Annotated in this window: 26 protein-coding genes and 1 pseudogene; 11 read left to right on the top strand and 16 right to left on the bottom strand. The window is 68.5% G+C overall.

Annotation, left to right across the window (positions count from 1 at the left end; genetic code table 11):
* Positions 1-16 precede the first annotated feature (16 nt).
* The 3 genes from ACWGE0_RS12830 to ACWGE0_RS12820 are packed head-to-tail and all read right to left on the bottom strand — an operon-like array spanning position 17 to position 2,213.
* On the bottom strand, positions 17-517 hold the full coding sequence (locus tag ACWGE0_RS12830) for a hypothetical protein (RefSeq protein ID WP_452261058.1): 501 nt from the start codon (positions 515-517) through the stop codon (positions 17-19).
* Complete coding sequence (locus ACWGE0_RS12825; protein ID WP_452261057.1) at positions 514-1,284, bottom strand: ABC transporter permease; 771 nt, start codon at positions 1,282-1,284, stop codon at positions 514-516. Before ACWGE0_RS12825 ends, ACWGE0_RS12830 begins: the two co-directional genes overlap by 4 nt.
* The gene (locus ACWGE0_RS12820) at positions 1,281-2,213 is read right to left on the bottom strand and encodes an ABC transporter ATP-binding protein (RefSeq protein ID WP_452261056.1); all 933 of its coding nucleotides are present in this window, start codon (positions 2,211-2,213) and stop codon (positions 1,281-1,283) included. Before ACWGE0_RS12820 ends, ACWGE0_RS12825 begins: the two co-directional genes overlap by 4 nt.
* A 211-nt stretch (positions 2,214-2,424) precedes the next feature.
* Between ACWGE0_RS12820 and ACWGE0_RS12815 the strand changes: the two genes are divergently transcribed.
* The 5 genes and pseudogenes from ACWGE0_RS12815 to ACWGE0_RS12795 all read left to right on the top strand — a co-directional run.
* Positions 2,425-3,915, top strand: coding sequence for a BTAD domain-containing putative transcriptional regulator (locus ACWGE0_RS12815; protein WP_452261055.1), 1,491 nt, complete (start codon positions 2,425-2,427; stop codon positions 3,913-3,915).
* Positions 3,912-4,601: a response regulator transcription factor gene (locus ACWGE0_RS12810; protein WP_452261054.1), complete on the top strand. Its 690-nt coding sequence runs from the start codon at positions 3,912-3,914 to the stop codon at positions 4,599-4,601. Before ACWGE0_RS12815 ends, ACWGE0_RS12810 begins: the two co-directional genes overlap by 4 nt.
* The gene (locus tag ACWGE0_RS12805; protein ID WP_452261053.1) at positions 4,591-5,919 is read left to right on the top strand and encodes a sensor histidine kinase; all 1,329 of its coding nucleotides are present in this window, start codon (positions 4,591-4,593) and stop codon (positions 5,917-5,919) included. The genes ACWGE0_RS12810 and ACWGE0_RS12805 overlap by 11 nt, the downstream gene beginning before the upstream one ends.
* Before the next feature lie 41 nt (positions 5,920-5,960).
* Positions 5,961-6,650: a phosphatase PAP2 family protein gene (locus ACWGE0_RS12800; RefSeq protein ID WP_452261052.1), complete on the top strand. Its 690-nt coding sequence runs from the start codon at positions 5,961-5,963 to the stop codon at positions 6,648-6,650.
* Between the two features lie 241 nt (positions 6,651-6,891).
* Positions 6,892-7,032 (top strand): annotated as a pseudogene (locus tag ACWGE0_RS12795) (TetR family transcriptional regulator); the annotation flags it as partial.
* Positions 7,033-7,038: 6 nt separating this feature from the next.
* Here the strand turns inward: ACWGE0_RS12795 and ACWGE0_RS12790 are convergent.
* From ACWGE0_RS12790 to ACWGE0_RS12740, 11 genes are all read right to left on the bottom strand, one after another.
* A complete protein-coding gene (locus ACWGE0_RS12790; protein ID WP_452261051.1) occupies positions 7,039-8,262 on the bottom strand; it encodes an AMP-binding protein in 1,224 nt (407 codons plus the stop codon).
* On the bottom strand, positions 8,259-9,494 hold the full coding sequence (locus ACWGE0_RS12785; protein ID WP_452261050.1) for an ABC transporter substrate-binding protein: 1,236 nt from the start codon (positions 9,492-9,494) through the stop codon (positions 8,259-8,261). Before ACWGE0_RS12785 ends, ACWGE0_RS12790 begins: the two co-directional genes overlap by 4 nt.
* Positions 9,491-10,528, bottom strand: a complete 1,038-nt coding sequence (locus ACWGE0_RS12780) for a branched-chain amino acid ABC transporter permease (RefSeq protein ID WP_452261049.1) — start codon at positions 10,526-10,528, stop codon at positions 9,491-9,493. The genes ACWGE0_RS12785 and ACWGE0_RS12780 overlap by 4 nt, the downstream gene beginning before the upstream one ends.
* Entirely contained in the window at positions 10,521-11,399 is an 879-nt protein-coding gene (locus ACWGE0_RS12775; protein WP_452261048.1) for a branched-chain amino acid ABC transporter permease, read from the bottom strand. The genes ACWGE0_RS12780 and ACWGE0_RS12775 overlap by 8 nt, the downstream gene beginning before the upstream one ends.
* Complete coding sequence (locus ACWGE0_RS12770; RefSeq protein ID WP_452261047.1) at positions 11,396-12,148, bottom strand: ABC transporter ATP-binding protein; 753 nt, start codon at positions 12,146-12,148, stop codon at positions 11,396-11,398. Before ACWGE0_RS12770 ends, ACWGE0_RS12775 begins: the two co-directional genes overlap by 4 nt.
* Positions 12,148-12,900, bottom strand: a complete 753-nt coding sequence (locus ACWGE0_RS12765; protein WP_452261134.1) for an ABC transporter ATP-binding protein — start codon at positions 12,898-12,900, stop codon at positions 12,148-12,150. Before ACWGE0_RS12765 ends, ACWGE0_RS12770 begins: the two co-directional genes overlap by 1 nt.
* A gap of 78 nt (positions 12,901-12,978) precedes the next feature.
* Positions 12,979-13,599, bottom strand: a complete 621-nt coding sequence (locus ACWGE0_RS12760) for a response regulator (RefSeq protein ID WP_452261046.1) — start codon at positions 13,597-13,599, stop codon at positions 12,979-12,981.
* Complete coding sequence (locus ACWGE0_RS12755; RefSeq protein ID WP_452261045.1) at positions 13,596-14,744, bottom strand: GAF domain-containing protein; 1,149 nt, start codon at positions 14,742-14,744, stop codon at positions 13,596-13,598. The genes ACWGE0_RS12760 and ACWGE0_RS12755 overlap by 4 nt, the downstream gene beginning before the upstream one ends.
* Positions 14,745-14,800: 56 nt before the next feature.
* Positions 14,801-15,364, bottom strand: coding sequence for a TetR/AcrR family transcriptional regulator (locus ACWGE0_RS12750; RefSeq protein WP_452261044.1), 564 nt, complete (start codon positions 15,362-15,364; stop codon positions 14,801-14,803).
* A complete protein-coding gene (locus tag ACWGE0_RS12745; RefSeq protein ID WP_452261043.1) occupies positions 15,361-16,197 on the bottom strand; it encodes an amidohydrolase family protein in 837 nt (278 codons plus the stop codon). The genes ACWGE0_RS12750 and ACWGE0_RS12745 overlap by 4 nt, the downstream gene beginning before the upstream one ends.
* On the bottom strand, positions 16,194-16,964 hold the full coding sequence (locus ACWGE0_RS12740; RefSeq protein WP_452261042.1) for an HpcH/HpaI aldolase family protein: 771 nt from the start codon (positions 16,962-16,964) through the stop codon (positions 16,194-16,196). The genes ACWGE0_RS12745 and ACWGE0_RS12740 overlap by 4 nt, the downstream gene beginning before the upstream one ends.
* A gap of 94 nt (positions 16,965-17,058) precedes the next feature.
* Between ACWGE0_RS12740 and ACWGE0_RS12735 the strand changes: the two genes are divergently transcribed.
* From ACWGE0_RS12735 to ACWGE0_RS12710, 6 genes are read left to right on the top strand one after another with little or no spacing between them, the layout of a single operon-like run.
* The gene (locus ACWGE0_RS12735) at positions 17,059-18,111 is read left to right on the top strand and encodes a hypothetical protein (RefSeq protein WP_452261041.1); all 1,053 of its coding nucleotides are present in this window, start codon (positions 17,059-17,061) and stop codon (positions 18,109-18,111) included.
* A complete protein-coding gene (locus ACWGE0_RS12730) occupies positions 18,099-19,214 on the top strand; it encodes a DUF5624 domain-containing protein (protein ID WP_452261040.1) in 1,116 nt (371 codons plus the stop codon). Before ACWGE0_RS12735 ends, ACWGE0_RS12730 begins: the two co-directional genes overlap by 13 nt.
* A gap of 12 nt (positions 19,215-19,226) precedes the next feature.
* Positions 19,227-20,447, top strand: coding sequence for an amino acid ABC transporter substrate-binding protein (locus ACWGE0_RS12725; RefSeq protein WP_452261039.1), 1,221 nt, complete (start codon positions 19,227-19,229; stop codon positions 20,445-20,447).
* 1 nt (position 20,448) lies between these two features.
* Complete coding sequence (locus ACWGE0_RS12720) at positions 20,449-21,333, top strand: branched-chain amino acid ABC transporter permease (RefSeq protein ID WP_452261038.1); 885 nt, start codon at positions 20,449-20,451, stop codon at positions 21,331-21,333.
* Positions 21,330-23,009 carry a branched-chain amino acid ABC transporter ATP-binding protein/permease gene (locus tag ACWGE0_RS12715; protein WP_452261037.1) on the top strand — a complete coding sequence of 560 codons (1,680 nt, stop codon included), beginning with the start codon at positions 21,330-21,332 and terminating at the stop codon, positions 23,007-23,009. Before ACWGE0_RS12720 ends, ACWGE0_RS12715 begins: the two co-directional genes overlap by 4 nt.
* Positions 23,006-23,722 (top strand): ABC transporter ATP-binding protein, encoded by a 717-nt coding sequence (locus tag ACWGE0_RS12710; protein WP_452261036.1) that lies wholly within the window; start codon positions 23,006-23,008, stop codon positions 23,720-23,722. Before ACWGE0_RS12715 ends, ACWGE0_RS12710 begins: the two co-directional genes overlap by 4 nt.
* Here the strand turns inward: ACWGE0_RS12710 and ACWGE0_RS12705 are convergent.
* A complete protein-coding gene (locus ACWGE0_RS12705) occupies positions 23,719-24,300 on the bottom strand; it encodes a TetR/AcrR family transcriptional regulator (protein WP_452261035.1) in 582 nt (193 codons plus the stop codon). The two genes, ACWGE0_RS12710 and ACWGE0_RS12705, sit on opposite strands and share 4 nt — an antisense overlap.
* 30 nt (positions 24,301-24,330) lie before the next feature.
* Positions 24,331-26,361, bottom strand: a complete 2,031-nt coding sequence (paaZ, locus tag ACWGE0_RS12700; RefSeq protein WP_452261034.1) for a phenylacetic acid degradation bifunctional protein PaaZ — start codon at positions 26,359-26,361, stop codon at positions 24,331-24,333.
* Between the last annotated feature and the right edge of the window lie 33 nt (positions 26,362-26,394).

Below are 26,394 nucleotides of genomic sequence, written 5' to 3'. Positions count from 1 at the left end.
TTGTGAACTGCGGCACTCAGGCGGTGTTGCGCTGGCGGCGGCGGACCGCGTAGACCGCGACCCCCAGCAGGATCGGCACGATCAGTGCGATCGGCAGGGCGCCACCGGCGCTGAGCGTGCGCCGCCCGGCCACCTCCACGTGGATGGGCGGACTGACGGACAGCGAGGTGGAGCCGTTCGGCAGCACGACCGCGTACACGTTGAACACCCCGGCGTTCACGGCCTGGACGTCCCACGACACCTCGGTGCTCTGCCCTGGGCCGAGCGGCGGCAGGGATTGTGTCGGCGCGGCGGTCCAGTCCTCGAGGTCCACGTACACGTCGTTCAACGAAGCCACGTTGAGATGCGCGATCAGCTTCCCGGTCGGCGAGGGCCCGGTGTTGGTGACGGTCGATCTGATGTTCAGGTACTGGCCGACGGTGCCGGTGATGCGGGACTCCGACACCGCCACCTCGACGGTCGCCGACGCCGTGGCGGGGAACAGTGCCAGCGTCAGAGCGGCGAGCAGCAGTCTCATCCAGAACCAACCCCTCCTGTGAGACGGACGATGCGCGGCCCCGCCACGGCCAGCGCCACGACGGCGGCCACCACGGCCGCCACCGGTGAGATCAGGTACGACAGGTCCTGGGTCCACGAATGCCCCTTGAGCAGGACCAGCCCGATGTAGTGCATCCCTGCTGTGACCGGGTTGATCCGCACGAGCAGATCACCCACCGACGACGTCGGCATCGTGGGCAGCTGCGTGGGGGCGAACAGGGCGAGCAGCAGGAACAGCGACGCGGCGAGGCTCACCTTGTTGGTGGAGGACCGGGCGCTGATCAGCAGACCGATCGCTGCCATCGACAGCGCGAGCACGGTTCCGATGAGCAGACCGAGCAGCACCGCCTCGCCCACCACGGCGACGCCCTTGCCGAGTACCCACAGGTACGGCAAGGTCACGACGAAAGCCACGCCCCACAACGACATCGCGGCCACCAGCTTGCCCAGCACGATCGCTCCGCGGGACACCGGTGTCAGCAGCAGGCTCTCCAACGTGCCGCGCTCGCGTTCGCCGCTGATCCCGTCCGCGGCGACCACCATGGTCAGCAGAACCCCCACCGCCACGGCGATCTGGAGCACGAGGTTCACCGACTCGCGCTGTTCCAGGAAGTTCAGGACCTGGTTGGTGGCGGCCAGGTAGGTCACCGCGCTCAGCAGCACGGCGTAGGCGAACGTCAGCACCGGACCGCGGCCGCTCAGCCACAGGTCGCGGCACTCCTGGCCGGCGATGATCCGCGTGCTCACGACGTACCTCCCCGTGTCATCGCCAGGAACGCGTCGCTCAGCCGCATGCCGTCCACCTCGAACGACAGCACGGTGATCCCGGCACCCAGCAGGGCTGACAACGCCTCGTTCATGCCGTCCGACGACGACACCGACACGACGTCCTTCGTCACCTCGACCGACACACCGCGAACACGTCGCAGCACTTCCGCTGCCCTGCCGACCTCGTCCAGCGGGACGCGCAGGTGGCCGGACTGGCGGCTGCCGGCCTCCGTGCTCGTCACCTCCGCCACGCTGCCGGACACCAGCACCCTGCCCTTGTCCAGGATCAGCACCGAGGAGCACACCTGCTCGACCTCGGGCAGCGTGTGCGTCGACAGCACCACGGTCGTGCCGCGTGCCTCGGCGATCGTCCGCACCAGCACGAGGATCTCGCGCTGCCCGGCGGGATCCAGGCCCAGCGTCGGTTCGTCGAGGAACACCACCGACGGGTTGTTCACCAACGCCCGTGCGATGCCGAGGCGTTGCCGCATACCCCGGCTGTAGGTCGCGATCCTCGACTGCGCGCGGTCCGCCAGGCCCACCTGACCGAGCAACCGCACCGCGGTCTGCCGGGCCTCGTCGCGGGACAGTTCGAAGAGGCGCCCGTGGTAGATGAGGTACTCCAACCCCGTCTGGTGCCCTGGATAACCCGCGCTCTCCGGCAACACGCCGATCCGGGCCCGGATCTCGGAGGGCCGGGACGACGGGATGCCCGCGACGGAGAACGAGCCTCCTGTGGGGTCGAGCACCGTCGACAGCATCCGGATCGTCGTGGTCTTGCCCGCCCCGTTGGGGCCGAGCAGACCGATCACCTCTCCCTCGTGCGCGGTGAAGCTCACCGAGTCGACGGCCGTGCGGGACCCGAACCATTTCGACAACTCACGAGCCTCGAGAGTTACACCCGGCATGGCATCCCCTCCTCATTTGGAGTAAGTGCCATAAGTCGAGCCGATGGGCATAAGAGAACCATGAGAACACAACTCAGGAAATCAGACCGATGGGTCTCTACCTGCGGCGATTGGTCGAGCACTGGCAGTGATTCGTGCAAATGGCGTGAAACGGAATACATGACTCGACCGATTCACGAGCAGGGGTTACCGCCGCCGGGGAGGGGGCGCCGTGGACTTTCAGCTACTGGGTGCCGTTGAGGCATGGGAACAGAAGTTGCAACTTGATCTCGGGCCGCGAAAACAGCGGTTCGCGTTCGCGATACTCGCGCTGCACCCGAACCAGCTCGTATCCGTGCAGCGGCTCGTCGACCTCACCTGGCCGTCGCACCCGCCGCGCACCGCGCAGCACGCGATCCATGTCAGCGTGTCGCGCCTGCGCAAGGCGATCGCTGATGCGAGGACCGGCCAGAACGACGCGGACATCGTCACACGCGGCAAGGCCTACATGCTGAAGGTCAACCCGCTGTCGATCGACGTGCACCGGTTCCGCGCCGTCGTCACGGGTGCCCGGCAGGAGACGGACGACGCGGTCAGGGTGTCGCTGCTGCGGCACGCGCTGTCGATGTGGCACGGTCCGCCGCTCGCGGACGTGACCACACCGGACGCCGCAGCCGTGCTGTGTCAGGGACTCGAACAGGCTCGGCTGGCAGCTCTGGAGGAATGCCTGGACGCCGAACTGCGCCTCGGCAGGCACGCCGCGGTGGCCGACGAACTGACCGACCTCGTCGCGCAACACCCTGACCGCCAACGCCTGCAGGCGTTGCTGATGCTGGCGATGTACCGGTGCGGCCGGGTCACCGATGCGCTCGAGGTCTATCGCGCCGCCCGAGCCCGGCTCGCCGACGAGCAGGCGCTCGAACCCGAGTCGCGGCTGAGCGACCTGCAAGGTGCGATCCTGCGTGCCGACCCGGCACTCGACGCGCCACTCGTGCGGACCCGCGGGAGAAACCAGCTGCCACATGAGATCTGGTCGTTTGTGCGCACCAACCGGCTGTCCGACGAGATCGCTGTCGAAGTGCGTGACCTCTCGAAGTCCTACGGCACCTTGCCTGCGGTGGACGGCATCAGCTTCACCGCGCGCAAGGGCGAGGTGCTCGGCCTGCTCGGCCCGAGCGGCGCGGGCAAGACGACGACCCTGCGCATGCTGTCCACTGTGGTCACTCCGACCGGCGGCGAGTTCTCCGTCGCGGGCGTGCCAGGCACACGGCATCACGAGGTCCGCATGCTCATCGGCGTGCTGCCGGAGGACGCGGGGTATCCCGGTCACCAGACAGGTCTGGAGTTCCTGACCTACCACGGGCGGCTCTTCGGTCTGTCCCGCGGCGAGGCCCAGGAGCGGGCCGCGCGGTTGCTCGGCCAGGTCAGGCTGAGCGACCATGCCTCCGCGCGGATCGCCACGTACAGCCGAGGCATGCGGCAACGCCTGGGGATCGCGCGGGCGCTGGTGAACAACCCGGTCGTGGTGCTGCTCGACGAACCCACGCTCGGGCTCGACCCACCCGATCAGCGGGACATTCTCACCCTGGTGCGCACGATCGCCGAGGTGCGCGGCATCACGGTCGTGTTGTCCACGCACTCGCTGCCGGAGGTTGAGCGGATCTGCACGGGTGTGCTGATACTGGAACGGGGCAGGCTCGTGTCCAGTCAGGTGATGACATGACCCGAACAGGCCGGGTGCTGGTGATCGAGGACGAGGCGTCGTTCGCCGACGCGCTCGCCGAAGGCCTGCGCCAGGACGGGTTCGAGGTGGAGACCGCGAACGACGGCCTGCTCGGCCTGGACGCCGGGCTCACCCGCCGGTTCGACGCGATAGTGCTCGATCTGATGTTGCCGAGTCTGTCCGGTCTCGACCTGTGCGCACAGCTGCGCCGTGCGGGGATCAGAGTGCCCGTGCTCGTGCTGACCGCCCGCGACGGCGAGCTGGACCAACTGCGCGCACTGCGCATCGGTGCGGACGACTTCCTCACCAAACCGTTCTCGTACCGGGTGTTGCTGGCGCGCCTGCACGCCCTGCTCAGACGGACCGGTCTGCAACTGGCGGACGTCCTGACCGCGGGGGACCTCGCGCTGGACCGAGTCGCTCGGCGCTGCCGCCGGGGCGAGGCGGCGATCGAGCTGACGCCACGCGAGTTCGCGTTGCTGGAGCTGCTCATGTCGCGGCCGGGTCAGGTGGTGACGAAGCGGTTCGCGTTGGACGAGGTGTGGGACTCGGCCATCCCGACGCAGTCGAACGTGGTGGAGGTCTACGTCGCCTACCTGCGCCGGAAGATCGATCTGCCGTTCGGCAGGCACGCCGTCGAGACCGTCCGGGGGACGGGCTACCGGTTGGCGGCCGATGGCGGTTAGGCGTCGGGCGGGTGTCCGCGTCCGGCTGACCGCGCTGGCGGTGCTGGTCGTGGGACTCGGGCTGGTCGCGGGTGGCGCCGCAGCGCTGACCCTGGTCCGCGACCAACTGACCGGCAACGCCGAGGAGGAGGCCCTCCGTCAGGCTGAGTCGTTCGCCTCGATGATCACCGGCGGCTTGCCGGCGGCACTGCCCTCGCTCATCCAGGTCGTCGAACGCGACGGCAGGGTTCTCGCCGCCGGCGCCGAGGTCGCGCACACCCGGCTGCTGGCGCTGGTGCCGGAAAGCGGTGTGGTGACGGGAACAACGCGATTGCCGGACGGGGAGCACCACACTGTCGCCGGTGTCGGCGCGACGGTGCGCGGCCAACCCGTCGCGGTCTACGCGGCCGCGCCGCTGGAACGCGTCGACGAGGGCGTCGAGGCGGCCACGACGGCGTTGGCCATCATCGTGCCGATCCTCCTGATCGCGGCCGGTGGCACCGCGTGGCTGGTGGTGGGCCGCGCATTGCGTCCGGTCGAGGCGATCCGGGAACAGGTCACCGAGATCACCGCGAGCCGGCTCGACCGCCGCGTACCGGAGCCACCGGCCGACGACGAGGTGGGCAGGCTGGCCCGCACCATGAACGACATGCTGGCTCGCCTCGAAGAGGTGCACGAACGGCAGCGCCGCTTCGCCGCCGATGCCGCGCACGAGCTGCGCAGCCCACTGGCGAGCCTGCGCACCCGCCTGGAGATCGGCCTCGCGCACCCGTCCCGCACGGACTGGGTGCGCGTCGCGGGCGACCTGCACCGCGAGGCGGTCCGGCTGGGCGATCTGACCGACGAGCTGATCGTGCTGGCGTTGGCCGACGGCGTCTCGGAGCCCGTCGAGTGGGTGGATCTGGACGAGGTGGTGCTGGCCGAGATCGACGCGGTCCGCAGCCGCGGCGTCGTGGACGTCGAGCTGTCCCCGTTCTCCGCCGCCAGGCTGCGCGGCCGGGCGGGCGAACTGAGCCGCGTGGTGCGCAACCTGCTGGACAACGCCGAACACCACGCCCGGCACCGGATCACGGTCGGTCTGTGGTCGGCGGAGTGGTTCGCGGAGCTGGTCGTGGCCGATGACGGCCCGGGCGTCCCGGACGCGGACCGCACGAAGGTGTTCGAACGGTTCTTCCGCTCACAACGCGCCCGTGAACGCGACTCCGGTGGCGTCGGCCTGGGGCTGGCGATCGTGCGCGAGGTGACCGAGCGGCACGGCGGCCTGGTGTGGCTGGCCGACTCGGCCGAGGGCGCGTGCTTCCACGTCCGCCTTCCCCTGGCCGTGGAGCCTTCGGCCTGATCTTCACGATCCTCTAATCATCCCGCTGCACTGTTGTGAGGATGAGATTCCGCACGTCGACTGATGCCAGGTTCGGCATCCGATCCGTGCTGGCGCTGATGGCCTTGACGATGGTGGCCGTCCCGTTCGGCCTCCTCTTGCTCCTGGTACGAGCCAAGTGGACGCCGCTGCTGTCCGTGGACAACGGCGTCCGTGACGAGCTGCACCGCTACACCGTCGAGCACCCCGCGTTCGCCATGACCATGAAGGCGACGAGCACGGTCGGTTCTGCACCGGTCTATCTCACCGTGTTCGCCCTTGTGGCAGCGTGGCTGCTGTACCGGCGACACCCGAGGTCCGCGGCGTTCGCGGTGGTGACCGTGGCAGGCAGCGCCGTGCTCAACGCGGTGGTCAAGAGGGTCGTTCAGCGAGCCCGTCCGGTGGTGGCCGACCCGCTGACCACCGCTACCGGCCTGAGCTTTCCCAGCGGCCACGCCCAGTCCGCCGTGGTCACGTACGCGACGCTGTTGTTGCTCTTCTGGTCCGCGATGCGAACCGTGTGGCGCCGAGTCGCGGTGACCGTCGCGGCGGTGATGGTGCTGGGCATCGGCTTGTCCCGAGTCGCCTTGTCGGTGCACTACGTCTCCGATGTGCTCGCGGGATACGTCCTCGGTCTGGCCTGGGTAGGCGCGATGGTCGCGATGTTCAGCGCCTGGCGGCAAGAGCTCCGCCGAGGGTTCGCTGAACGATGACGTCGCTGCGGTTGTTGATGGACTGGAACTCGCGGGTGAGGCCGGCGACGGTCACCGAGAAGATCGAGGACCGTCTTCACTTCGGATCCGGTGACGTTCCCACTGCGGTTTCTCTCGTGTGCACCGACGATGCCAGGTAACCGGCACGCCGTCGAGCTGAACCGTTCCCGAGAACGGCTTGTGCAGCAACGCGAGAACGCTGGCCAGTGTGGACTTGCCGCGGCTGCGTGACACCAAGCCCGAAGCGGTCGACGGCAGCGCCATCGACCGCCTCGAGCAGTTGGTGCGGGGCAGTGTGAGCGTACTGGTCGAGCAGCTTTCGTTCGTGACGCTGCGGTTGCGAGTACGTGGCAACAGTGAGACGAACGACCAGGCGTCGGCCAGCGGGTCACCGGCGGTCGATGACCCGCTGGAGCTTCCCGGAGGACCGTTCCAGGGTGCCCGGCGGCAGGATCTCGACGCTCACCGTCACGCCGATGTCGTTCTTGATCTTTGCGGCTATCTCGTTGCCGGACATGGCTTGCACGGCCTCGACCCGCACGGTGAGGTGGTCCATTCGGTCCGCTTTGGACAGCACGAGCTGGAAGTGCGGCGCGGTGCCGGGCGTGGTCAGGACGATCTCCTCGATCTGGGTCGGGAACACGTTGACGCCACGCAGGATGATCATGTCGTCGGTGCGCCCGGTGACCTTGGTCATCCGGCGAAACGGCGGATGGGCGGTACCGGGCAACAACGTCGTCAGGTCGCGGGTGCGGTAGCGGATGATCGGCATGGCCTGCTTGGTCAGCGACGTGAACACCAGCTCGCCCTGCCCGTTCACCGCGTCGACCACCTCGGGGTAGAAGTGGTCCTCCCAGATGTGCAGGCCGTCCTTCGTCAGCGAACTCTCCTGCGCCACACCGGGACCGATCACCTCGGACAGCCCGTAGATGTCGACGGCGTCCAACGCGAACCGGCCCTCGATCTCGGTTCGCATCTGCTCGGTCCACGGCTCGGCGCCGAACACTCCGATCCGCAGCGAACTGGCAGCGGGGTCGAGGCCGGCGCGTTCGAACTCGTCCAGCAACGTGAGCAGGTACGAGGGCGTGACCATGATGACGTCCGGCTTGAGGTCGGTGATCAGACGGACCTGCCGCGAGGTCATCCCACCGGATGCCGGGATCACCGTGCAGCCCAGGCGCTCGGCGCCGTAGTGAGCGCCGAGGCCTCCGGTGAACAGGCCGTATCCGTACGCCACGTGCACTTTGTCGCCGGGACGGGCTCCCGCCGCCACCAGCGACCGGGCCATCACGTCCGACCAGGTGCTGATGTCGGCGGCGGTGTAGCCGACGATGGTCGGCTGCCCGGTCGTGCCGCTGGACGCGTGGATGCGGCTGACCTCGTGCTCCGGCACGGCGAACATGCCGTACGGGTAGCAGTCGCGAAGGTCCTGCTTGGTGGTGAACGGGAACTTCGCGAGGTCGTTGAGGCTGCGGCAGTCGTCGGGATGCACTCCGGCCGCGTCGAACTTGCGCCGGTAAAGCGGAACGTTCGTGTACGCGTGCCGGAGTGTCCACTGGAGACGCTCGAGCTGGAGCGCGGCCAGCTCGTCGGTGCTGAAGGTGGGAATCATTTTTCGTGGGGTGCCTTGTAGGTCTTGGCCTGGTCGGCCTCGAACAGTTGCTGCACGTACTTCTGGCCGCCCGGTGCCGAGGCGTCGGGCTGGGCCACGTACACCTGACGGGTCGCGGGTGCGCCCGCCTTGCCGAAGTCCAGTGAGGCGACCAGGTCACCGGTGTCGGCGGAAGTCGTCTGCTGCATCGCGGCGTGGATGCCGTCGCGGGTCAGGTCCTTGTTCTCACAGGCCTTCTTGAGCACAGTGCCCCAGACCTCGGCGACGGCATATCCGTACGGAACGCCGGCGTGCGGCGGTTCCTTGAACCCGGCCGCGGTGTACTTGGCCGCGATCTCCTTCGCCTTCGCGATGTCGGCGGAGAACGGTACCGTGCTGGCGACGACGTACATCTTGTCCAAAGCCCCGGCGGCGGGGCTCTGGTGCAGGACCGGGTCGAAACTCGGGTTGTTGCCCAGGATCGGGACGTTCAGCCCGAGCGCCTTGTTCGCCGCGGCGACGGAACCGGTCTGGGTGGGCGTGGTCGTCAGCAGGATCGCCTTGACGCCCTGGCCCTTGAGGCCGGTGACCACGTTGGTCAGGTCGGTGTCGGTCGACGTGATCTTGACCTCGGAGAGTTTCAGGTTGTGCTGCTGGGCGTAGTACTTCGAGCCGCGCAGGCCGTTCGCGCCGTACTCGCCGTCGACGTAGATGTGCCCGACCGCGTCACCGTCGGCGATCATGCCCTGCTTCTGCAGGTAGCTCAGGCCGTCGATCATCTCGACGTCGTAGGTGGTGCCGACGATCATCACGTACGGGTTGCTGAGCAGTTCGGACGACCACGAGGCCGGCGTGGTGGTGAGCTTGTCCGCCTCGAGGTTCTTGCCGAGCGCGGCCATGATCGGCGAGCCGACCAGCTGCACGAACCCGAGCACCTTCGGCTCGATCTGCGGGTAGAGCGTCTTCGCTGTGTCGGCCTTGTAGCCGTGGTCGACGATCTCCAGCTCGACCTGGCGCCCGCACACGCCGCCCGCCGCGTTGAAGTCCTTGGCCCACAGCTCGTTGCCGTGGGTGATGGCGGTCGACAGGCTCTTGAACGGCCCGGTCTGATCGGTCATCACACCGAGCGTGATCTCGGTGTCGGTCACGCCGACGCCGGATTTCACCCCGCCCGAGCTCGTGTCCGTCGCGGTGCCTGCTTTCGTGCTGCACGCGGTGAGCAGCAACAGCGATGCCACCAGCACTCTCTTCATCGTCTCAACTCCTTGAGTCTGCGGCCGAGGGCAGCGAGCCCGCCGGGTTCGAACAGCACGACGAGCACGATGGCGGCGCCGTAGACGAAAGAACTGACCAGAACCGGCGTGATCGAACCGGTGAACCAGCCGAGGTCGGTGGAGTACAGCGTCAGCAGCTGCGGCAGGCCGAACACGACGAGCGCGCCGACCACCGCGCCCGTCACGGAACCGAGCCCGCCGATGATCACCATGGCGAGGAACGCGATCGACGTGTTCACGCCGTAGGTGCCGAACTCGCTCTCATCGGGTTTGAGAATGTCGAACCACAGCACCGTCATCACGCCTGCCAAGCCCGCATATGCCGACGACACCGCGAACACCGCCGCCTTGGTGCGTGCGACGTCGACGCCCATCGCGGTGGCGGCGGCCTCGTTGTCCCGCACCGCCCGCCAAGACCTGCCGACCCTCGTGCGGACCGCGGTGCGCGCGAGCACGTACGAGATCCCCAGCAGCGCCAGGAACAGGTACCAAATGCGCTCGGCACCGCGGATCGGCACACCCGCGAGCACGAACTCGCCGGAGTTGGAGAACGAGAACCCGAACAGCTCGAACGCCGCCGGGGCACGCCCGGTGGAGGTGCCGCCGGTCAGCGTCTCCCACTCCTGCCCGAGGTAGAGCCCCAGGAACACCAACGCGAGCGAGGCGACGCCGAGGTAGATCCCGCGCAGACGCCCGGCCACCGGGGCGAACGCCATGCCGGTCAGCGCCGTGACCACCACCGCGCCGATCAGCGCGAGCAGCGGATCCAGTCCCAGGCCGACCAGGTTGTCGCCCGGTCCGGAAAGGACGGTGTAGGAGGTCGCGCCGACCAGCAGGAAGAACCCGTGTGCCAACGACAGTTGCCCGGCCTGACCGGTTAGGAGCGTCAGCCCGATCGCGCCCACCGCGCCGATCATCATGTACTGACCGGCCTTGAGCCACTGCGCTTCGAGGTAGAGCGGCAACGCGAGCAGCACCAGCACGCCCGCCAGCCACAGAAGTCGTCTAGACACGGGTTGTCTCCCTCGTGCCGAACAACCCGGCCGGCCGCGCCACGAGAACCACGAGCATCACCAGGAAGATCGCGCTCTTGGCGAAGGCGAACGAGATGTAGTGCGTGGACAGCGCGTCGACCAGTCCCACGGTGATGCCGCCGACGATCGCGCCCGCCGTCGAGTCGAGACCGCCGATGATCGCGGCCGGGAAGGCCGCCAGTGCGATCGAGTGCGTACCGCGGGACAGGCCGGAGCCGGAGAAGTCCTGGGTGGCGATGAACAGCACCGCGATCCCGGCCAGCAGCCCGGCGACCAGCCAGACCGACGCGGTGACCCGTGCGCTCCGGATCCCTGCCAGCGCAGCGGCCTCCCGGTTCTCCGACTGGGCGCGCATCGCGATGCCCCAGCTGGAGTACCGCTGCAGCAGGAAGAACGCGGTGATCAGCACGGCCGCGACCAGTAACGCCACCAGGTGCGTGCGGAAGAGCGTGATGCCACCGATCTGCAGGGGCTGGGCGTCCCAGGCGTCACCGATGAACGGCAGCGAGACGCCCAGTCGCCGCACCACCTCCTCGGTGATGATCACGTCGATTCCGATGGTCAGCAGCGCGAGGCTGAACGGGTCGGCGTGCCGGGACCGGGCCAGCAGCAACCGTTCGACGGCCAGGGCCAGCATCCCGGCGCTCAGGATTCCGACGACCGCCGCGCCGGCCCAGCCGAGCGTGTCCTTGGTGACCAGCACGAGATAGCCGCCGAAGAGCACGAGCGAGCCGTGGGCGAAGTTCACCACCTCGGTCGCCTTGAAGATCACCACGAACCCCAGCGCGAGCAACGCGAACACCGCGCCTTTGCCGAGTCCGTTCACGAGCAACTGCAGGAAGGTCGTCACGTCGTCACCCCGAGATAGGCCTTGATCACGCCGGGATCGTTCTGCACCTCGGCCGGGGTGCCGTCGGCGATCACCCGCCCGAAGTCGAGCACCGTGACCCGGTCGGCGATGCCCATCACCAGCTCCATGTCGTGTTCCACCAAGAGGACGGCGATGCCGAGATCGGCGCGGATCTGGCCGATCGTGGCCGCGAGTTCGGCGGTCTCCTCGAGGTTCAGCCCGGCCGCGGGTTCGTCGAGCAGGAGCAATGACGGCTCGACGGCCAGGGCCCGTGCGATGTCCACCTTCTTCACCACGCCGTAGGGGAGTGCGCCGACGGGCTGGTCGACGGTGTCACCGATGCCGAGGAAGTCGCAGATCTCCCTGGCACGCACCGCATGTCGCCGTTCCTCCCGCCGGGTCAGGCCGAGCCCGCACGCGAGGAACCCGCCGCGGGTGAGCACGTGCCGGCCGAGCAGCACGTTGTCGAGCACCGTGGAGTGCGAGGAGAGCGCGGTGTTCTGGAAGGCTCGGCCGACCCCCAGCCGGGCGAGCCGGTGCGGCCGGACCCTGGTCAGGTCCTCGTCACCCAGCCTGACGATCCCGGAGGTCGGCCGGTAGAGACCGCTGATCACGTTGAAACAGCTGGACTTCCCGGCGCCGTTCGGGCCGATCAGCGCGTGCAGCGAACCGGGGGAGACGGTGAACGAGACCCCGTCGAGCGCGACGAGACCGCCGAATCTGAGGGTCACCTCGTCGACGTTCAGCATCACGACCACCTGGCCAGCGACTTGCGGTCGTGCGCGGGCACACCCAGGTAGTGGTGGTGCACGTGGTCGGCGATCTCGGCGGACGACCCGGACGCCGCGACGGTGCCGACGTTCAGCACGACAGCGCGGTCAGCGACCTGCAGCGCCATCGCGGCGTTCTGTTCGACGAGGACGACCGCGGTGCCCTGGGCGTGGATCTCCCGGATGGTCTGGCCGATCCGCTCGACCATCTTGGGCGCCAGTCCGAGTGACGGTTCGTCGAGCAGCAACAGCTTCGGTCCCGACATCAACGCCCGGCCGATCGCGAGCATCTGCTGTTCGCCGCCGGAGAGCAGGCCGGCTTTCTGGGACGCGCGGTCCGCCAGCACCGGGAAGAGCGCGTGCACCCGTCGCCCAGCCGCCGCCCGGTCCGCCGCGGACCGGGCAGCGACCCCTCCCGCACGGAGGTTCTCGGCGACGGTCATCCGACCGAAGATCTGACGCCCTTCCGGAACGCCGACCACACCGAGACGGACGATCTCAGCAGGATCGAGCCGGTCGGTCCTGCTGGATCCATAGTGGACGGTTCCGGCGAGCACCGAACCCCGGTGCAGCCGCAGCGTTCCCGAGATCGCGCGAAGCAGAGTGGACTTTCCCGCGCCGTTCGTGCCGAGCACCGCCAGCACACCGTCGCCGGGAACGTCGAGATCCACGCTGTGCAGCGCCGTCACCGAACGGCCGTAGCGCACCCGCAGATTCCGGACTGTCAGCACTGACATCCCTCCGCTCCTGTCGGCCGACAGTCTGCGGAGAACCCCGTGCGTCTCCACACCCCCAGGTGGAGACGTCGGTTATAACAAACCGGCCTCGCTGGCCTTGCCGATGGCCTCAATCCTGTTGCGGGCGCCCAACTTGTGCAGCGCGGACTGCAGATAGGTCTTCACCGTGTTGCGAGTCAGACCGGTCGACTCTGCGATCTCCGGGTTCGTGCGACCCTGCGCCGCGAACCGGAGCACCTCGTATTCGCGCCGGGTCAACCCGCTGCGCGCCAACGCTTCCGAACGCTGGGCGTGGTGTGGCGTGATCCGCGGATCGATGATCCGCTCGCCGCGCAGCACCTGTCGCAACGCGGCCATCAGGTCCGTACCTGCGACGTCCTTGACCAGTGCGCCGTTCGCACCTGCCTCCAAGGAAGCCGTGATGCCGTGGTGATCGGCGTGCGCGGTGAAGACCACGATCTTGCCCGGCGGGTGGACCTTGCGCAGCTCCGCGATGACCTCTGGCGCCAGCATGTCCGGCAGCCGCAGGTCGAGCAGCACGAGGTCGGGCTTCAGGTGGGTGATCCGCTCGATCGCGGCGCGCCCGGACTCGGCGGAACCGATGATCCGCAGCGTCGGATCCGACCGCAGCAGCAACGTCACCCCGTCGCGCACGACCGGGTGGTCGTCCACCACGAACACGCTCGCCGTCATCGCGGCAGCCAGCCGCGCAGCGTGCAGCCTCCGTCGTCGTCCCGAACAAGGCTCACGTGCCCGCCCAGGCGCACGGCACGTTCGGCGAGAGTCCTGATACCGAGGCCGCTGCCGGGCGTGGCTGTCGCGTCTCCGGTGCCGTCATCCGCGACGACCACGTGCACACCGCCGTCCTCGCACGAGCCGAGACTGACGATCACGGACTGCGGGTTGGCGTGCTTCTCGACGTTCAGCAGGCCTTCCCTGACCACCGCCACGAGCAGCGTCGTGCGCTCGGCGTCGAGAGGTGCCACGTTGCCCAGCTGGACGAACCGCGCCGGCACACCGGTGCGGGCTTCGAACGACCGGGCGTACTCGGCGATTTCCACTGGCAGCGCTCGCTCGGGTGTCGTCTCGGCCATCACGAGCAGCGACTCCCGCAACGCGTTGGAAGCCGCGGAGACGTCGCACTCCAGCTTCCGCAGCCGATCGACCATCGCCGGATTGTCCTCAATGGACCTGTGCAGGTCGCGGACCTGGACCCCGATCAGGAACAACATCGCGCCGACCGAGTCGTGCAGGGCGCTCTGCATCCGCTGGCGTTCGGCGGCGACCGCGTCGGCCTCGCGGGCCTCCGTCGCGTCGGCGATGCGCAGCGCGGTCGCGGCCTGTCCCGCGATCTCGTGCATCCGGTCGACCGCGAAGTCCCCGAACGTGGCGGACTTGCGCATGGCGGCGTAGGCGATCGCGAGAGTCTGACCCTCCCGGTCGATGATCGGCACCGTGAGCATCCCGCCGATGCCCTCATGCCGCACCTGCGCGTCGAAGTGATGCGTGATGGCGGGTGAGCTGACGTAGTCGGTGACCCGCACGGCGGTGCCCAGCGCGAGCGCCCGGCCGCCGATGCCCTGGCCGATCGGCACGACGAGGTTCTGCAGCTGGTCGGTCCTCGTGCCGGACATCCACCTGACGACGGCTCGGTCCGGGGCCTCCACGTCCGCGACGAACCCGGAGTCGGCGCCGACCATCGTCCGGATCAGCCTGGCGGTGCCGTGCATGGCCACCACCCGGTCCATCACGGTGAGCAGCCCGTCGCGCTCGCGCAGCAGCTCGTCGAGCGCGGTGAGACGCTCGGCGACCCGGTCTGCGGCACGCTCGGCGGTCATCCGGTGACCTTCGCACATAGGGGTTCGATCACGGTATCTCCAGGTGGAGGTGCTCCTCAGTGGGTCATCCCGCCGTAGATGAACGCCGCGAGCGCGTCCTCGTCAGCCTTCGTCGTGCCGAGGTGCAGGGAGTTGTAGCAGTAGAGCTCCAGCAGACTGATGATCATCGTCGCGATTCCCGCCGCGTCGGCGATCGGCCTGCCGAAGTGGGCGCGCGTCTCGGCGACGTGGTCACGCCAGATCTTCAGGTCGCCCTCGCGGATCTGTTCGCGCAGGACAGCGAACTGGGGATCGGACGCGGCCGCCTCGTAGATCGCGACCATCTCCGGCAGGTAGTCGCGATAGGTCTGGCAGTAGGCCCTGATGTGCTTGCGGACGTCTTCTTCCGTCGTCATCGTGTGGTGATCGCCGGACGAGTGCACGACGTGCGAGCGCCGCGCGGTGAGGAAGTCGTCCGCTAGTGCCTTGAGCAGGGCAGACTTGGACTCGAAGTAGCGGTAGATCCCACCGGTGGCCCTGCCTGCCTCCTCGGTGATGTCGGTGATCTTCGTGATCGTGTAGCCCTGCCTGGCGAACACCCGCCGGGCGGCGTCCTTGAACTCCTCCGCGGCCATGGTCATGAGAAGAACAGTTCGGTGGGGGAGTCGACCAGGATCCTGCGCAGATCGGCGGGTGCCCAGCGGGTGAGCAGGTTGAGCAGCTCGCCGGTGTCCCGCTGGCCGTCTGGCAGGTGCGGCCAGTCCGAACCCCACACGAGCCGGTCGGGCCGGGCGTGGACCAGTGCGGCCACCAGTGGTTCCACAGTGGACAGCGGGAGGTTCTTGGCCAGCCGGTACGCGCCGGACAGCTTGATCCAGCAGTTGTCCTCCGCCAGCAGCCCGAGGAGCTTTGAGGTGTCGAGCCCGTAGCCGATGTGGTCGACGACGTACGGCACGCGCAGGCGTGGCAGGAAGTCCAGCAGCCGCTCCAGCACCGCGCCCGGCGTGTAGAACTGCAGGTGCCAGCCACGCGGCAGGGCCCGTTCGGCCATCCGTTCGACGTAGGCGGTCAGGTCGGCGACCGGCCAGTCGGCCCGCGCGAAGAGGTCGAGCCGGATCGCCCGGACACCCAGCTCGTGGAACCGGTCCAGCTCGGCGTCGGGCAGGTCCTCCTCGATCCGCACGACCGCGCGGCACCGGTCACCGAGCTTGCCCAGCACGTCGAGGGTGAGGCTGTTGTCGTTGCCGTAGAACGTCGGCTGCACGAGCACCATTCGCTCGATGCCGAGGAACCGCGTCACGGCGAGGTACTGGTCGAGCGTGCCGTCCGGGAACGTGTACTGCGGCTCGTCGACGTGCGGATAGCCGGCCTCGAACACGTGGAAGTGCGTGTCGCAGCTGCCCGGCGGGAGCACGAACGCAGGCCTGGAGTTGCTGTCCGCCGGACGCATCGGCGTGGTCTGGGCGATCGTCATGAGAACTCCTTCAGAACCAGTCCGGCCCGTGCGGACGCGCCGGCGTACAGGAGATCGGTGTCGGTGCCGGTCATGAACAGCGGGCAGACGCCCAGGGGGAGCAGCGACTTCAGCAGCTGGAGATCGCCGACGCCGCCGAGCTGCAGCAGCTTGCCGTGCTCCCGGCACGCCTGCGCCACCTCGGCGACGTGCGAGCGGATGCGGGTGTGGTCGCCGGGAGATCCCAGCTCCGCGGTGAGGTCGTTCGCGCCGATGCCGAGCATGTCGACGCCGTCGATCGCGGCGATCTCGTGCGCGCCGGCGACGCCGTCCGGGGTCTCGACGAGGATCTGCACGATCGTCGACTCGTCCAGCCACGGGTTGAGCTCGGCCGCGGGCGTCGGGCGCATGTCCAGCATCGGCACCATCGCGAGCTGGGAGCGCTGCCCGCGCGGCGGAAACCGGCAGGCACGGGCGACCGTCCGCGCCTCGAGAGCCGTGTCGACGCGTGGCGCCACGATGCCCTGCGCCCCGCAGTCGAGGAGCCTGCCGATCGCGCCGTACTCGCGTTCCTGCACCCGCACGAACGGCGTGAGCCCCAGGTCGGCGGCGGTCGCGCAGAGCTGCGCGGCGACGTCGAGCGACATCGTCGAGTGCTCCAGGTCGATCATCACCGCGTGATGCCCGGTGGCCCTGGCGATCCGCACCACGTCCGGGGTCCGGCCGCTGCGGATCGACAGCATCAGCGTCGGCCTGCCCTCGTGCAATCGCTGCAGGAACGAGCTCACGGTGTGCCTCCCCGATCGTTGCTTGCGTCACAGCCAGGCTCGACGCTACCGTGAAAATGAATTCAGATTCAACACTGCGAACGAGGTGGTGCGGGTGGCTCTCCTGACCGAGTTGTGGCGGATACCCACGTCGGGCGCCCGTGGCGTCACGCCGTTCACGATCGGTGACCGCGAGTTCCTGGCGATCCCGCAGCTCGCGATGGACGCCGAGGGCACCCCGCCCGGCATGAACGGCGGCGACAGCGACACGGACCTGCTGGTGCTCGTCCGTGAACCCGGCGGGTACGCCGAGTACCAGCGGATTCCAGCACCGGGAGGCGAGGACGCCGAGGTCTTCACCATCGGCGACGCCGTCTACCTGGCGGTGGCGAGCATCCGAACGGGCGGCGGGCCTTATCAGTACGCGACCAACTCGGTGATCCACCACTGGGACGGCGAGAAGTTCCAGCCGTTCCAGGAGATCTCGACATACGCGGCCAAGCAGTGGAGGCACTTCCGGATCGATGACCGGGACTTCCTCGCGCTGGCACAGGGCGTCACCGTGCGCCCGGAGGAGAACCGGCCGTCGGTGATCTTCGAGTGGAACGGCGCGGAGTTCGTCCCGTTCCAGGTCGTCGACTCGCAGTGGTCGTACAACTGGCACCACTTCGAAGTGGACGGCGAGCACTACCTGGCGCACGCGGACCACGCCGCGCGATCGGTGCTGTTCCGCTGGACCGGCGATCGGTTCGTCGAACACCAGCCCCTGGCGCCCTCCGGCGGCCGGGCGTTCGCGACGTTCGAATCGGACAGCCTGCTCTACCTGGCGGTCGCGGTGATCGATCACGACTCGCTGCTCTACCGCTGGGACCACGGCGTTTTCACGCTGCACCAGGTCCTCGGCGGCCCGGGCGGCCGTGAGTTCGCCATGTTCGGCAGCTACCTGATCCGCGTCAACTTCATCACCGGCCCGCGGGAGAACCCCGTCACCCGGCAGGAGTCGCAGATCTACGAGTGGGACGGAGAGGTGCTCGTCGACGTGGCGCACTTCCCGACGTCGGGCGGCACGGCCGTGTCGGTGATCGGTGACCTGGTCGCGGTGTCCAACAGCCTCACCGAGGACGTCAGGTTCCGCACCGACACGGTCATCTACCGGTGGACACCGTGACGAGCCCCGAGCTCACCGCGCTGTTCGAGACCTACACCGGCGGCCCCGACAACATCGGGGCCCGGCTCGCGCAGGCGCACCGGGAGCGGGCGTGCAACGACCCGCTGATCGTCGCGACCGGGCGTGACCTGGCGTTGTTCCCCGGATCCGGTTGGCCGCCAGAGGTCGAGAGCTTCCGGCTGGGCGCGCGCGGGTTCAAGGAGCTGACCGGGATCTCGCACCTCGGCCCCGCGGTCGGCTCACTCGTGATGATCCGCGAGATGCGCGGTGACGCGTGGCGGCAGGACGGCGAACAGCTGCTGGCCGATGTGCGGAAGGCGCGCGAGGCCAACAGCGTTGGGCTCTGGCAGGACGTGCTGGCCGTGGACGCGTTTCGCGGCCTCGAACAGCAGATCGCCGACATGGTCGACTACTCGTGCGCCGTCACCGCCAGATACCTCGAGCGTGCACTGTCCGAAGAGGACTATCTGTCGGCGGAGACGTTGCACCGCGACTACCTCGACGGTGGGCCCGTCCCGATCAACCACATGATGGTGGCGACGTTCTTCCTGGCCGGCATGGACGCGGCGCACCGCGTCCTGCGGTGGCTCGACGAGTGGGACCTCGACTGGCCGAACGCGATGGTCCTCATCGCGGGCAGGCAGGGCAGACCCACCGCCGGTGTCACCTGGAACACCAGCAGCGTCGCGACGTTCATCCTCGGCGCCGCCCGCGGCAAGCTTCCGCTCGAACGGCTCTACATGGCGCCGCACGCGCCCGTGTTCGACACTCCCGTCAACGGCGACGTCTCGCAGGTGGCGGCGATGGAGACCGGCCTCCGCACGCTCTGGTCCAGCATCAGGGCGACCGTGGAACTCGGCGGCACGATGTTCCCGGGCCACCCCCGGTTCGAACCCGACGGCCACACCCCGTCCGTCATCCGCTCCGCCGACGACTTCTCCGCGCTCGTCGGCAGGCTGCGCCTCGTGCTCGAGGACCCGCGTCAGCTGCTGTCCGCGGCGGTCACCGACTTCGCGGTGGACCAGCTGGTGGCGAACGACAACGACCCGGCGAAGGTGATCGTGCCGGGGCTCACCGGAGTGCACTACCCGACCCAGCTCTGACTGGAGACTCACATGCAACGGCGCATCCCAGAACTCAGCAGGCGAACCTTTCTCCTCGGCTCCGGCGCCGTGCTCCTGGCGGCGTGCAGCGGTGGCAACGCGGGCAGCGGAGGCGCAGGACCACTCCGGATAGGCGCTTCGCTGCCGTTGACCGGCCCGGTCGCGGACGTGTCCAAGCCCGGCTACCAGGGCTACCAGGCGTGGCAGAAGAAGATCAACGCGGCCGGTGGGCTGCTCGGCAGGCAGGTGGAGTTCGTCGTGCTCGACGACGGCTTCGACCAGAACACCGTGGTGGCCAACTACAACCGCCTGATCAGCCAGGACCGCGTGGATCTGCTGCTGGGCACCTTCTCGTCGTTTCTGAACCTGCCGGCGTCCACCATCGCCGAGCGGCACGGCATGCTCTACATCGAACCCTCCGGCGGTGCCGCGGAGATCTTCGAACGCGGCCTCAAACGGCTGTTCTTCGCCCAACCCGGCACGACCAAGGACGTGCCCGACCGGTTCGTCGACTACATCTCGGCGCTGCCACCGGGCGATCGGCCGCAGACGGCCGCGTACTCGACGCAGAACGACCCGAGCGCGGACGTTCCGGTGCAGATCTTCCAGCAGAAGTTCGAGGCGCTCGGCATCAGGACAGTGCACAGCACGAACTACCCGGCGGACACGGCGAACTTCGACGCCATGGCGTCGATCATCGCGCAGGCGGCCCCGGACCTGGTGGTGCACGGCGCGGTGACCGCGGACGGTGTCGGCATGATCAGGTCGTTCCAGAAGGTCGGGTTCAGCCCGAAGTTCCTGTTCCAGACCAAGTCGCCGTCCGATCCGCTGACGTTCCCAGACGGCATCGGCAAGGGCAACACCGAGGGCATCTTCACCACCGCGGCCTGGCACCCGAAGGCCAGGACACCGGGCAACGCCGAGTTCGTCGAGGCGTACAAGGCACAGTTCAACGAGGAACCGACCGAGGACGCGGCCTCTTCCTACACGGCGACCCAGGTGCTGGAAGCCGGCGTGAAGGCCGTCGGCAAGATCGACCAGGACGCCATCGCGCAGTGGCTGCACGCCAACTCGGTGCCGACGGTCTCCGGAACCCTGGCGTGGGACGAACGCGGCGTGCCCAAGGCGTCGATGCTGCTGGTGCAGTGGCAGAAGGGGCAGATCGAGGTGGTCGCGCCGTCCGAGGCGGCCACCACCCAGAACGTCGTGCGCCCGAAGCCGGGGTGGGCGTGACGTGGTCACCTTCGTGCAGTCACTGGTGTTCGGGGTGCTGGTCGGCGGGGTGTACGCGCTCGCGTCGTCCGGTCTCTCGCTGATCTTCGGCGTGATGCGGATCGTGAATCTCGCACACGGCGGCCTGATGGTCGCCGCCGCGTTCCTCACCTACACCGTCTGGAACTCCACCGGACTCGACCCGTTCCTCGCGATACCGCTGGTGTGCGCGGTGCTGTTCGCGCTCGGATGCCTGCTCTACCAAGGGGTCATGCGGTTCGCCTGGCGCGGCGGAGAGGCGTCGATCATCCTGGCGACGCTCGCGCTGGCGATGATCATCGAGGGAGTGCTGGCGCTGGTGTGGGGTGCTGAGCCGCACAACGTGTCACCGTCCTATGTGAACTCCTCGTTCCGGCTCGGGCCGATCGTGTTCCCGACCGTGCAGGCGATCGGGTTCATGATCGCCTGCGGGCTGCTCGGCGGGTTGTACCTGCTGCTGAACGGAACGTGGCTCGGCAGGGGAGTGCGGGCCGCCGCGGCGAACCCGACGGGCGCCACGCTGACCGGCATCCGGGTGGAGCGGGTCAACGTCGCCACGTACGCGATCGGTGTCGCGCTGACCGGTGCGGCCGGGGCGATCGTCTCGGTGCTCGCGCCGTTCACGCCGGACTCCGGTGACCGCTGGATCGGCATCGGCCTGGCGATCGTCGTGCTGGGCGGCATGGGCAGCCTCGCCGGTGGCCTGGCCGGCGCGTTGCTGTTCGGGATCGCGGAAACCATGACCACGACGTACGTCTCGACGGCATGGGCCACCGCCGTGCCGTTCGTGGTGATCATCGTCGTGCTGCTGGTGCGCCCGCAGGGGATCTTCGGGCGCGCGGTCCGGAGGGACGTGATGGCCGGATGAGGAAACTTCTCCCAATCGCTGTCTTGGTGATCGCGTGTGTGCCGCCGTTCTTCGTGGACAGCTACTACCAGAACATGCTGATCATGGTGTTCCTGCTGGCGATCATGGCCAGCGGCTGGAACGTCATGGGTGGCTACACCGGCTACATCTCGTTGGGGCAGAGCGCCTTCCTCGGAGTGGGCGCCTACACCACCGGCATTCTCGCGAACTCCTGGGACGTGTCGCCGTTCCTCACAGTGCCGTTGGGCGGTGTCGTGGCGGGCATGCTGGCGGCGTTGCTCGGCTTGGTGACCGCACGGGCCCGCGGCACGGTGTTCATCATCGTGACGTTCGCACTGCTCGCTTTGCTCGGCATCGTCGCGGTGAACTGGTTTTCACTGACCAACGGCAGCCATGGCCTGGTCCTGGCCATCCCGACCTGGGACGCCGCCTACGCCAACTGGCCCTTCTACTACGCACTCCTCGGGCTGCTGGCGCTGACGTTGCTGATGTCGTGGGCGATCCGCCGGAGCAGGTTCGGGATCGGCCTGCTGGCGATCCGCGACGACGAGGAGAAGGCCGCGGGCCTTGGCATCAACACCGCATGGCACAAGCTGCTGGCGTTCGTCGCGAGCAGCGTGCCGATCGGTGTCGCCGGTGGCATCTACGGCTACTACCTGTCGTTCCTCGACCCTCGCGCGATGTTCACGATCGTCGCGAGCATCACCCTGGTCCTCGCCGCCCTGCTCGGCGGCGCGGGCACGCTGTGGGGCCCGGTCATCGGCGCCCTGCTGGTCGAGCCGTTCTCGCAGTGGACCAACCAGCAGTTCACCGGTCCGGACGCGGGTGCGTGGCGGTTGGTGCTGTTCGGCGGGGTGCTGCTGTTGGTCGTGCTGTTCCTGCCGCACGGAATCCTGCCGGAGATCCAGAAAGGCCTGAAGCGGGCGCCCGCGACGGCACCAGTCGGCAAGCGCCTCGACCACCTGCCGGTCGCGCGGCCGTCCGGCCCCAGGACGTTCGGTCCGCCGCTGCTGGAGGTCATCGACCTGCACAAGAGCTTCGGCGGGCTGCGAGTGCTCGATGGGTGCTCGTTCGACGTGAAGCGCGGCTCGATCACCGGCCTGATCGGTCCGAACGGCTCCGGCAAGACCACGGTGTTCAACCTGGTCCACGGAACCCTGCGTGCCGACTCCGGCACTGTCTCGCGGCCGGCTCGTCTCGCCCGCACCTACCAGCTGACCCGCCTGTTCCCACGGCTGACCGTGCGCGAGAACCTGTTCGCCGGTGCTCGCCGGCCGGAGAAAGCCGTGGAGCTGCTGGAGTTCATCGGACTCGCGGACTACTCCGACAAACCGGCCGGCAGCCTCTCGTACGGCCAGCAGAAGCTCGTCGAACTGGCCCAGGTCCTCATGCCCGACCCGGACCTCGTGCTGCTGGACGAACCGGCCGGTGGCATCAACCCGACCCAGATCGAGCAGATGGCCGGTCTGATCCGGCAGCTCAACTCGTCCGGAACCACCTTCCTGATCGTGGAGCACAACATGCCACTGGTGCTGAGCCTGTGCGACGAGGTGCACGTGCTGGCGAACGGCCACCGCATCGCCTCCGGCACCCCGCAGGAGATCCAGCGGGACCCGCTCGTGCTCGACGCCTACCTGGGCGCCGACTTCCGGGAACTCCACGGGACGAACTCATGATCACCATCGAGGGCGTGTACGCCGGATACGGATCCGGCGATGTGCTGCAGGGCCTGGACCTCGCCGTCGAAGAGGGCTCGGTGACGTGCGTCGTCGGCCCCAACGGCGCCGGGAAGTCGACGGTGCTGCGCACCTTGAGCGGCCTGCTGAAGCCCCGGCTCGGCCGCATCAGGCTGGGAGACAAGGTGATCAGCGGCCTGCACCCCGCCGACGTGCTGACTGCGGGCGTGGTGCAGGTACCACAGCAGAACGGGCTGTTCCCCGAGATGACCGTGCGGGAGAACGTCCTGCTCGGCGGCTACGTGCGGCGGCGCGACAAGGAGTTGTTGCGCCGCCGGTACGACGAGCTGACCGCGATGTTCCCGATCATCGCCGAACGAGCGGCCGACCCGGCCGGCAACCTGTCCGGCGGCCAGCGCCGGATGGTCGAGTTCGCCCGCGCGCTGATGATCGACCCGTGGGTGGTGCTGCTCGACGAACCGTCACTAGGACTGGATCCGAAGGCGCTCGGACTGGTTCGCGACTCGGTCGAGGCCATGCGGTCGTCCGGGATGACGGTCTTGCTCGTGGAGCAGAACGTGCGGTTCGGGCTGGGCATCGCGACCCACGGCGTCGTAATGGAGAGCGGCAGGGTGCTGCTCACCGACACCGCCGAGGGGCTGCTGGCCAACCAGGAGATCGGGGAGCTGTTCCTGGGAGGTGTCCCGCGTTAGCGCGTGATGCCGCCGTAGACGAACGAGGCGAGCGTGTCGACGTGCTTCCGCGCCGCCTTGCCCTGCCGCAGCGTCGTGTAGCAGTAGCTCTCCAGCAGGCTCACCACCATGTCGGCCAGCACTCCGGAGTTGGTGGTGGGGACGCCGAGGTGCGCCCGCAGCTCTTTGATGTGGGCACGCCAGATCGTGAGGTCCTTGGCGCGGATCTGCTGCTGGATCTCGGCGAACTGCGGATCGGACGCGGCCGCCTCGTGGATCGCCACCATCTCGGCCAGGTAGTCCTGATAGGACCTCCAGTACGCCCGCACGTGGTCGCGCACGTCCTGCTCGGTCTCCATGGTGTGGCCGTGGCCCGACGCGTGTACGACCCGCTCGCGCCGCGCCTCCAGGAAGTCGTCGGACAGCGCCCGCAGCACCGCGGCCTTCGAGTCGAAGTACCGGTAGATGCCGCCGGTGGCACGGCCGGCCTCCGCGGTGATGTCGGTGATCTTCGTGGCGGTGTAGCCCTGCCTGGCGAACACCCGCCGGGCCGCGTCCTTGAACTCCTCGGCCGCGCGGTCCGACTTCGACGTGGTCACCAAGGCCTCCTGTTGAAAGTGACGTCACTTTCAACTGTACGTCTTGGCCACCAGGGTCAGGACGTCGTAGGTCGCGACCGGCGCGTCGTTCTGGTTCGTGACGACGGCGTCCCAGCGGACCTCGCCGTAGTCGGCGTTGGTGCGGGGCGTGATCTGCTTGACCGTCAGCTTCACCGCGATGGTGTCTCCGGCCTTCACCGGCGTCAGGAACCGCAGGTGATCGACGCCGATGTTGGCCAGCACGGGACCGGGCCGGGGTTCGACGAACAACCCGGCCGCCAGCGACACCACCAGGTAGCCGTGCGCGACGATGCCGCCGAACAACGGGTTGGCCGCCGCCGCTTCCGGATCGGTGTGGGCGTAGAAGGTGTCGCCGGTGAACTCGGCGAAGTGGTCGATGTCGGCGAGCGTGACCTGCCGGGTCGCGGACACGACCGTGTCGCCGATCCTCAGTCCCGCCAGGCTCTTCCGGAACGGGTGCACCTCGTCCACGACTCGCTTCGACCCGGCTGTCCACCGCCCGGTGATCGCGGTGAGCATGTCCGGGGAGGCCTGCACGGCGGTGCGCTGCATGTGGTGCAGGACGCTGCGGATGCCACCCAGTTCCTCGCCGCCACCCGCGCGGCCGGGGCCGCCGTGCACCAGCATCGGCAACGGGCTGCCGTGCCCGGTCGACTCGGCCGCGTCGTCGCGGTTGAGCACCAGGATCCGGCCGTGCCACGGCGCGGTGCCCAGCACGATCTGGCGTGCCACACCGGGATCGTTCGTCACGAGCGACCCGACGAGGCTCCCCTTGCCGCGCGCTGCCAGCTCGACGGCCTCCGAAGCTGTGCGATAGGTGAACACAGTGCTGACCGGCCCGAACGGCTCGATGTCGTGCGGCTCGGTGGCGCCAGGCCGAGCGCGGAGCAGAACGGGGGAGAGGAACGCACCGCGCTCGGTGTCAGCGTCGATCAGGTCGGCCGGGTGGTCGCCGAACACGACATCGGCGGTGTTGCGCAGGGACTCGATCGCCTTGCGGACGTCCTGACGCTGACCGAGCGACGCCAACGGACCCATCCGCACGCGCTCGTTCGCCGGGTTGCCCACGGTGATCTTGGCGAGCCGTGCGGTGATCGCGTCGATCACGGCGTCCGCGATCGGTTCCGGCACGATCGCGCGCCGGATCGCCGTGCACTTCTGGCCGGCCTTCACGGTCATCTCGGTGACGACACCCTTGACGAACAGGTCGAACTCGGGGTGGTCGGCCGTGACATCGGGCCCGAGGATCGAGCAGTTGAGCGAATCCGCTTCCACACCAAGGCGTACGCCACAGTGCTGCACGTTCGGGTGGTTGCGCAGAATGCTCGCTGTGTGTGCGGAACCGGTGAAGGCAACGGAATCCTGCTCGTTCAGTTCGTCGAGCAGGCCGCGCGGGCTGCCGGACAGCAGCTGCAGCGAGCCTTCCGGGAAGATGCCGGACTCGACGATTCGCCGGACGACGGCCTCGGTCAGGTAGGCGGTCTGGCTCGCCGGCTTCACGATGCTGGGCAGCCCGGCGAGGAACGCGGGCGCGAGCTTCTCCAGCATGCCCCACACCGGGAAGTTGAACGCGTTGATCTGCACCGCGACGCCCGGCCGCGAGGTGTAGAGGTGCTGGCCGAGGAACGTGCCCTCGCGCCCGAGCCGCTCCAGGCCGCCGTCCAGCACGACGGTGTCGTTCGGCAGTTCGCGCACACCTTTGCTCGCGTAGCTGAACATCGTGCCGAACCCGCCGTCGATGTCGACCATCGAGTCGCGCTTCGTCGCGCCCGTGCGGAACGACAGCTCGTACAGGAAGTCCTTGTCCGCGCTGAGGTGCCTGGCCAGCTCTTTGATCAGCAGGGCGCGCTGGTGGAACGTCAACTCTCGGATCGCCGGGCCACCGACGTGCCGAGCGTGCTCGACCATAGCCCGCAGATCGAGCCCGTCGCTCGACAGGCTCGCGACCACCTCGCCGGTCGTGGCGTCCAGCAGCGGTTCGCCCTCGTTGCGGGCACGGAACCAGCTCCCGGCGGCATAGCTCTCCAGCAAAGCGGTCACGGTCGAGAGTCCTTTCCCGGGAGGCGGCCGCCC

The organism is Lentzea sp. NPDC054927 (assembly GCF_053610285.1).
Note: the sequence above shows the minus strand (reverse complement) of the source record. Positions and strands in the feature narration are given on the sequence as shown.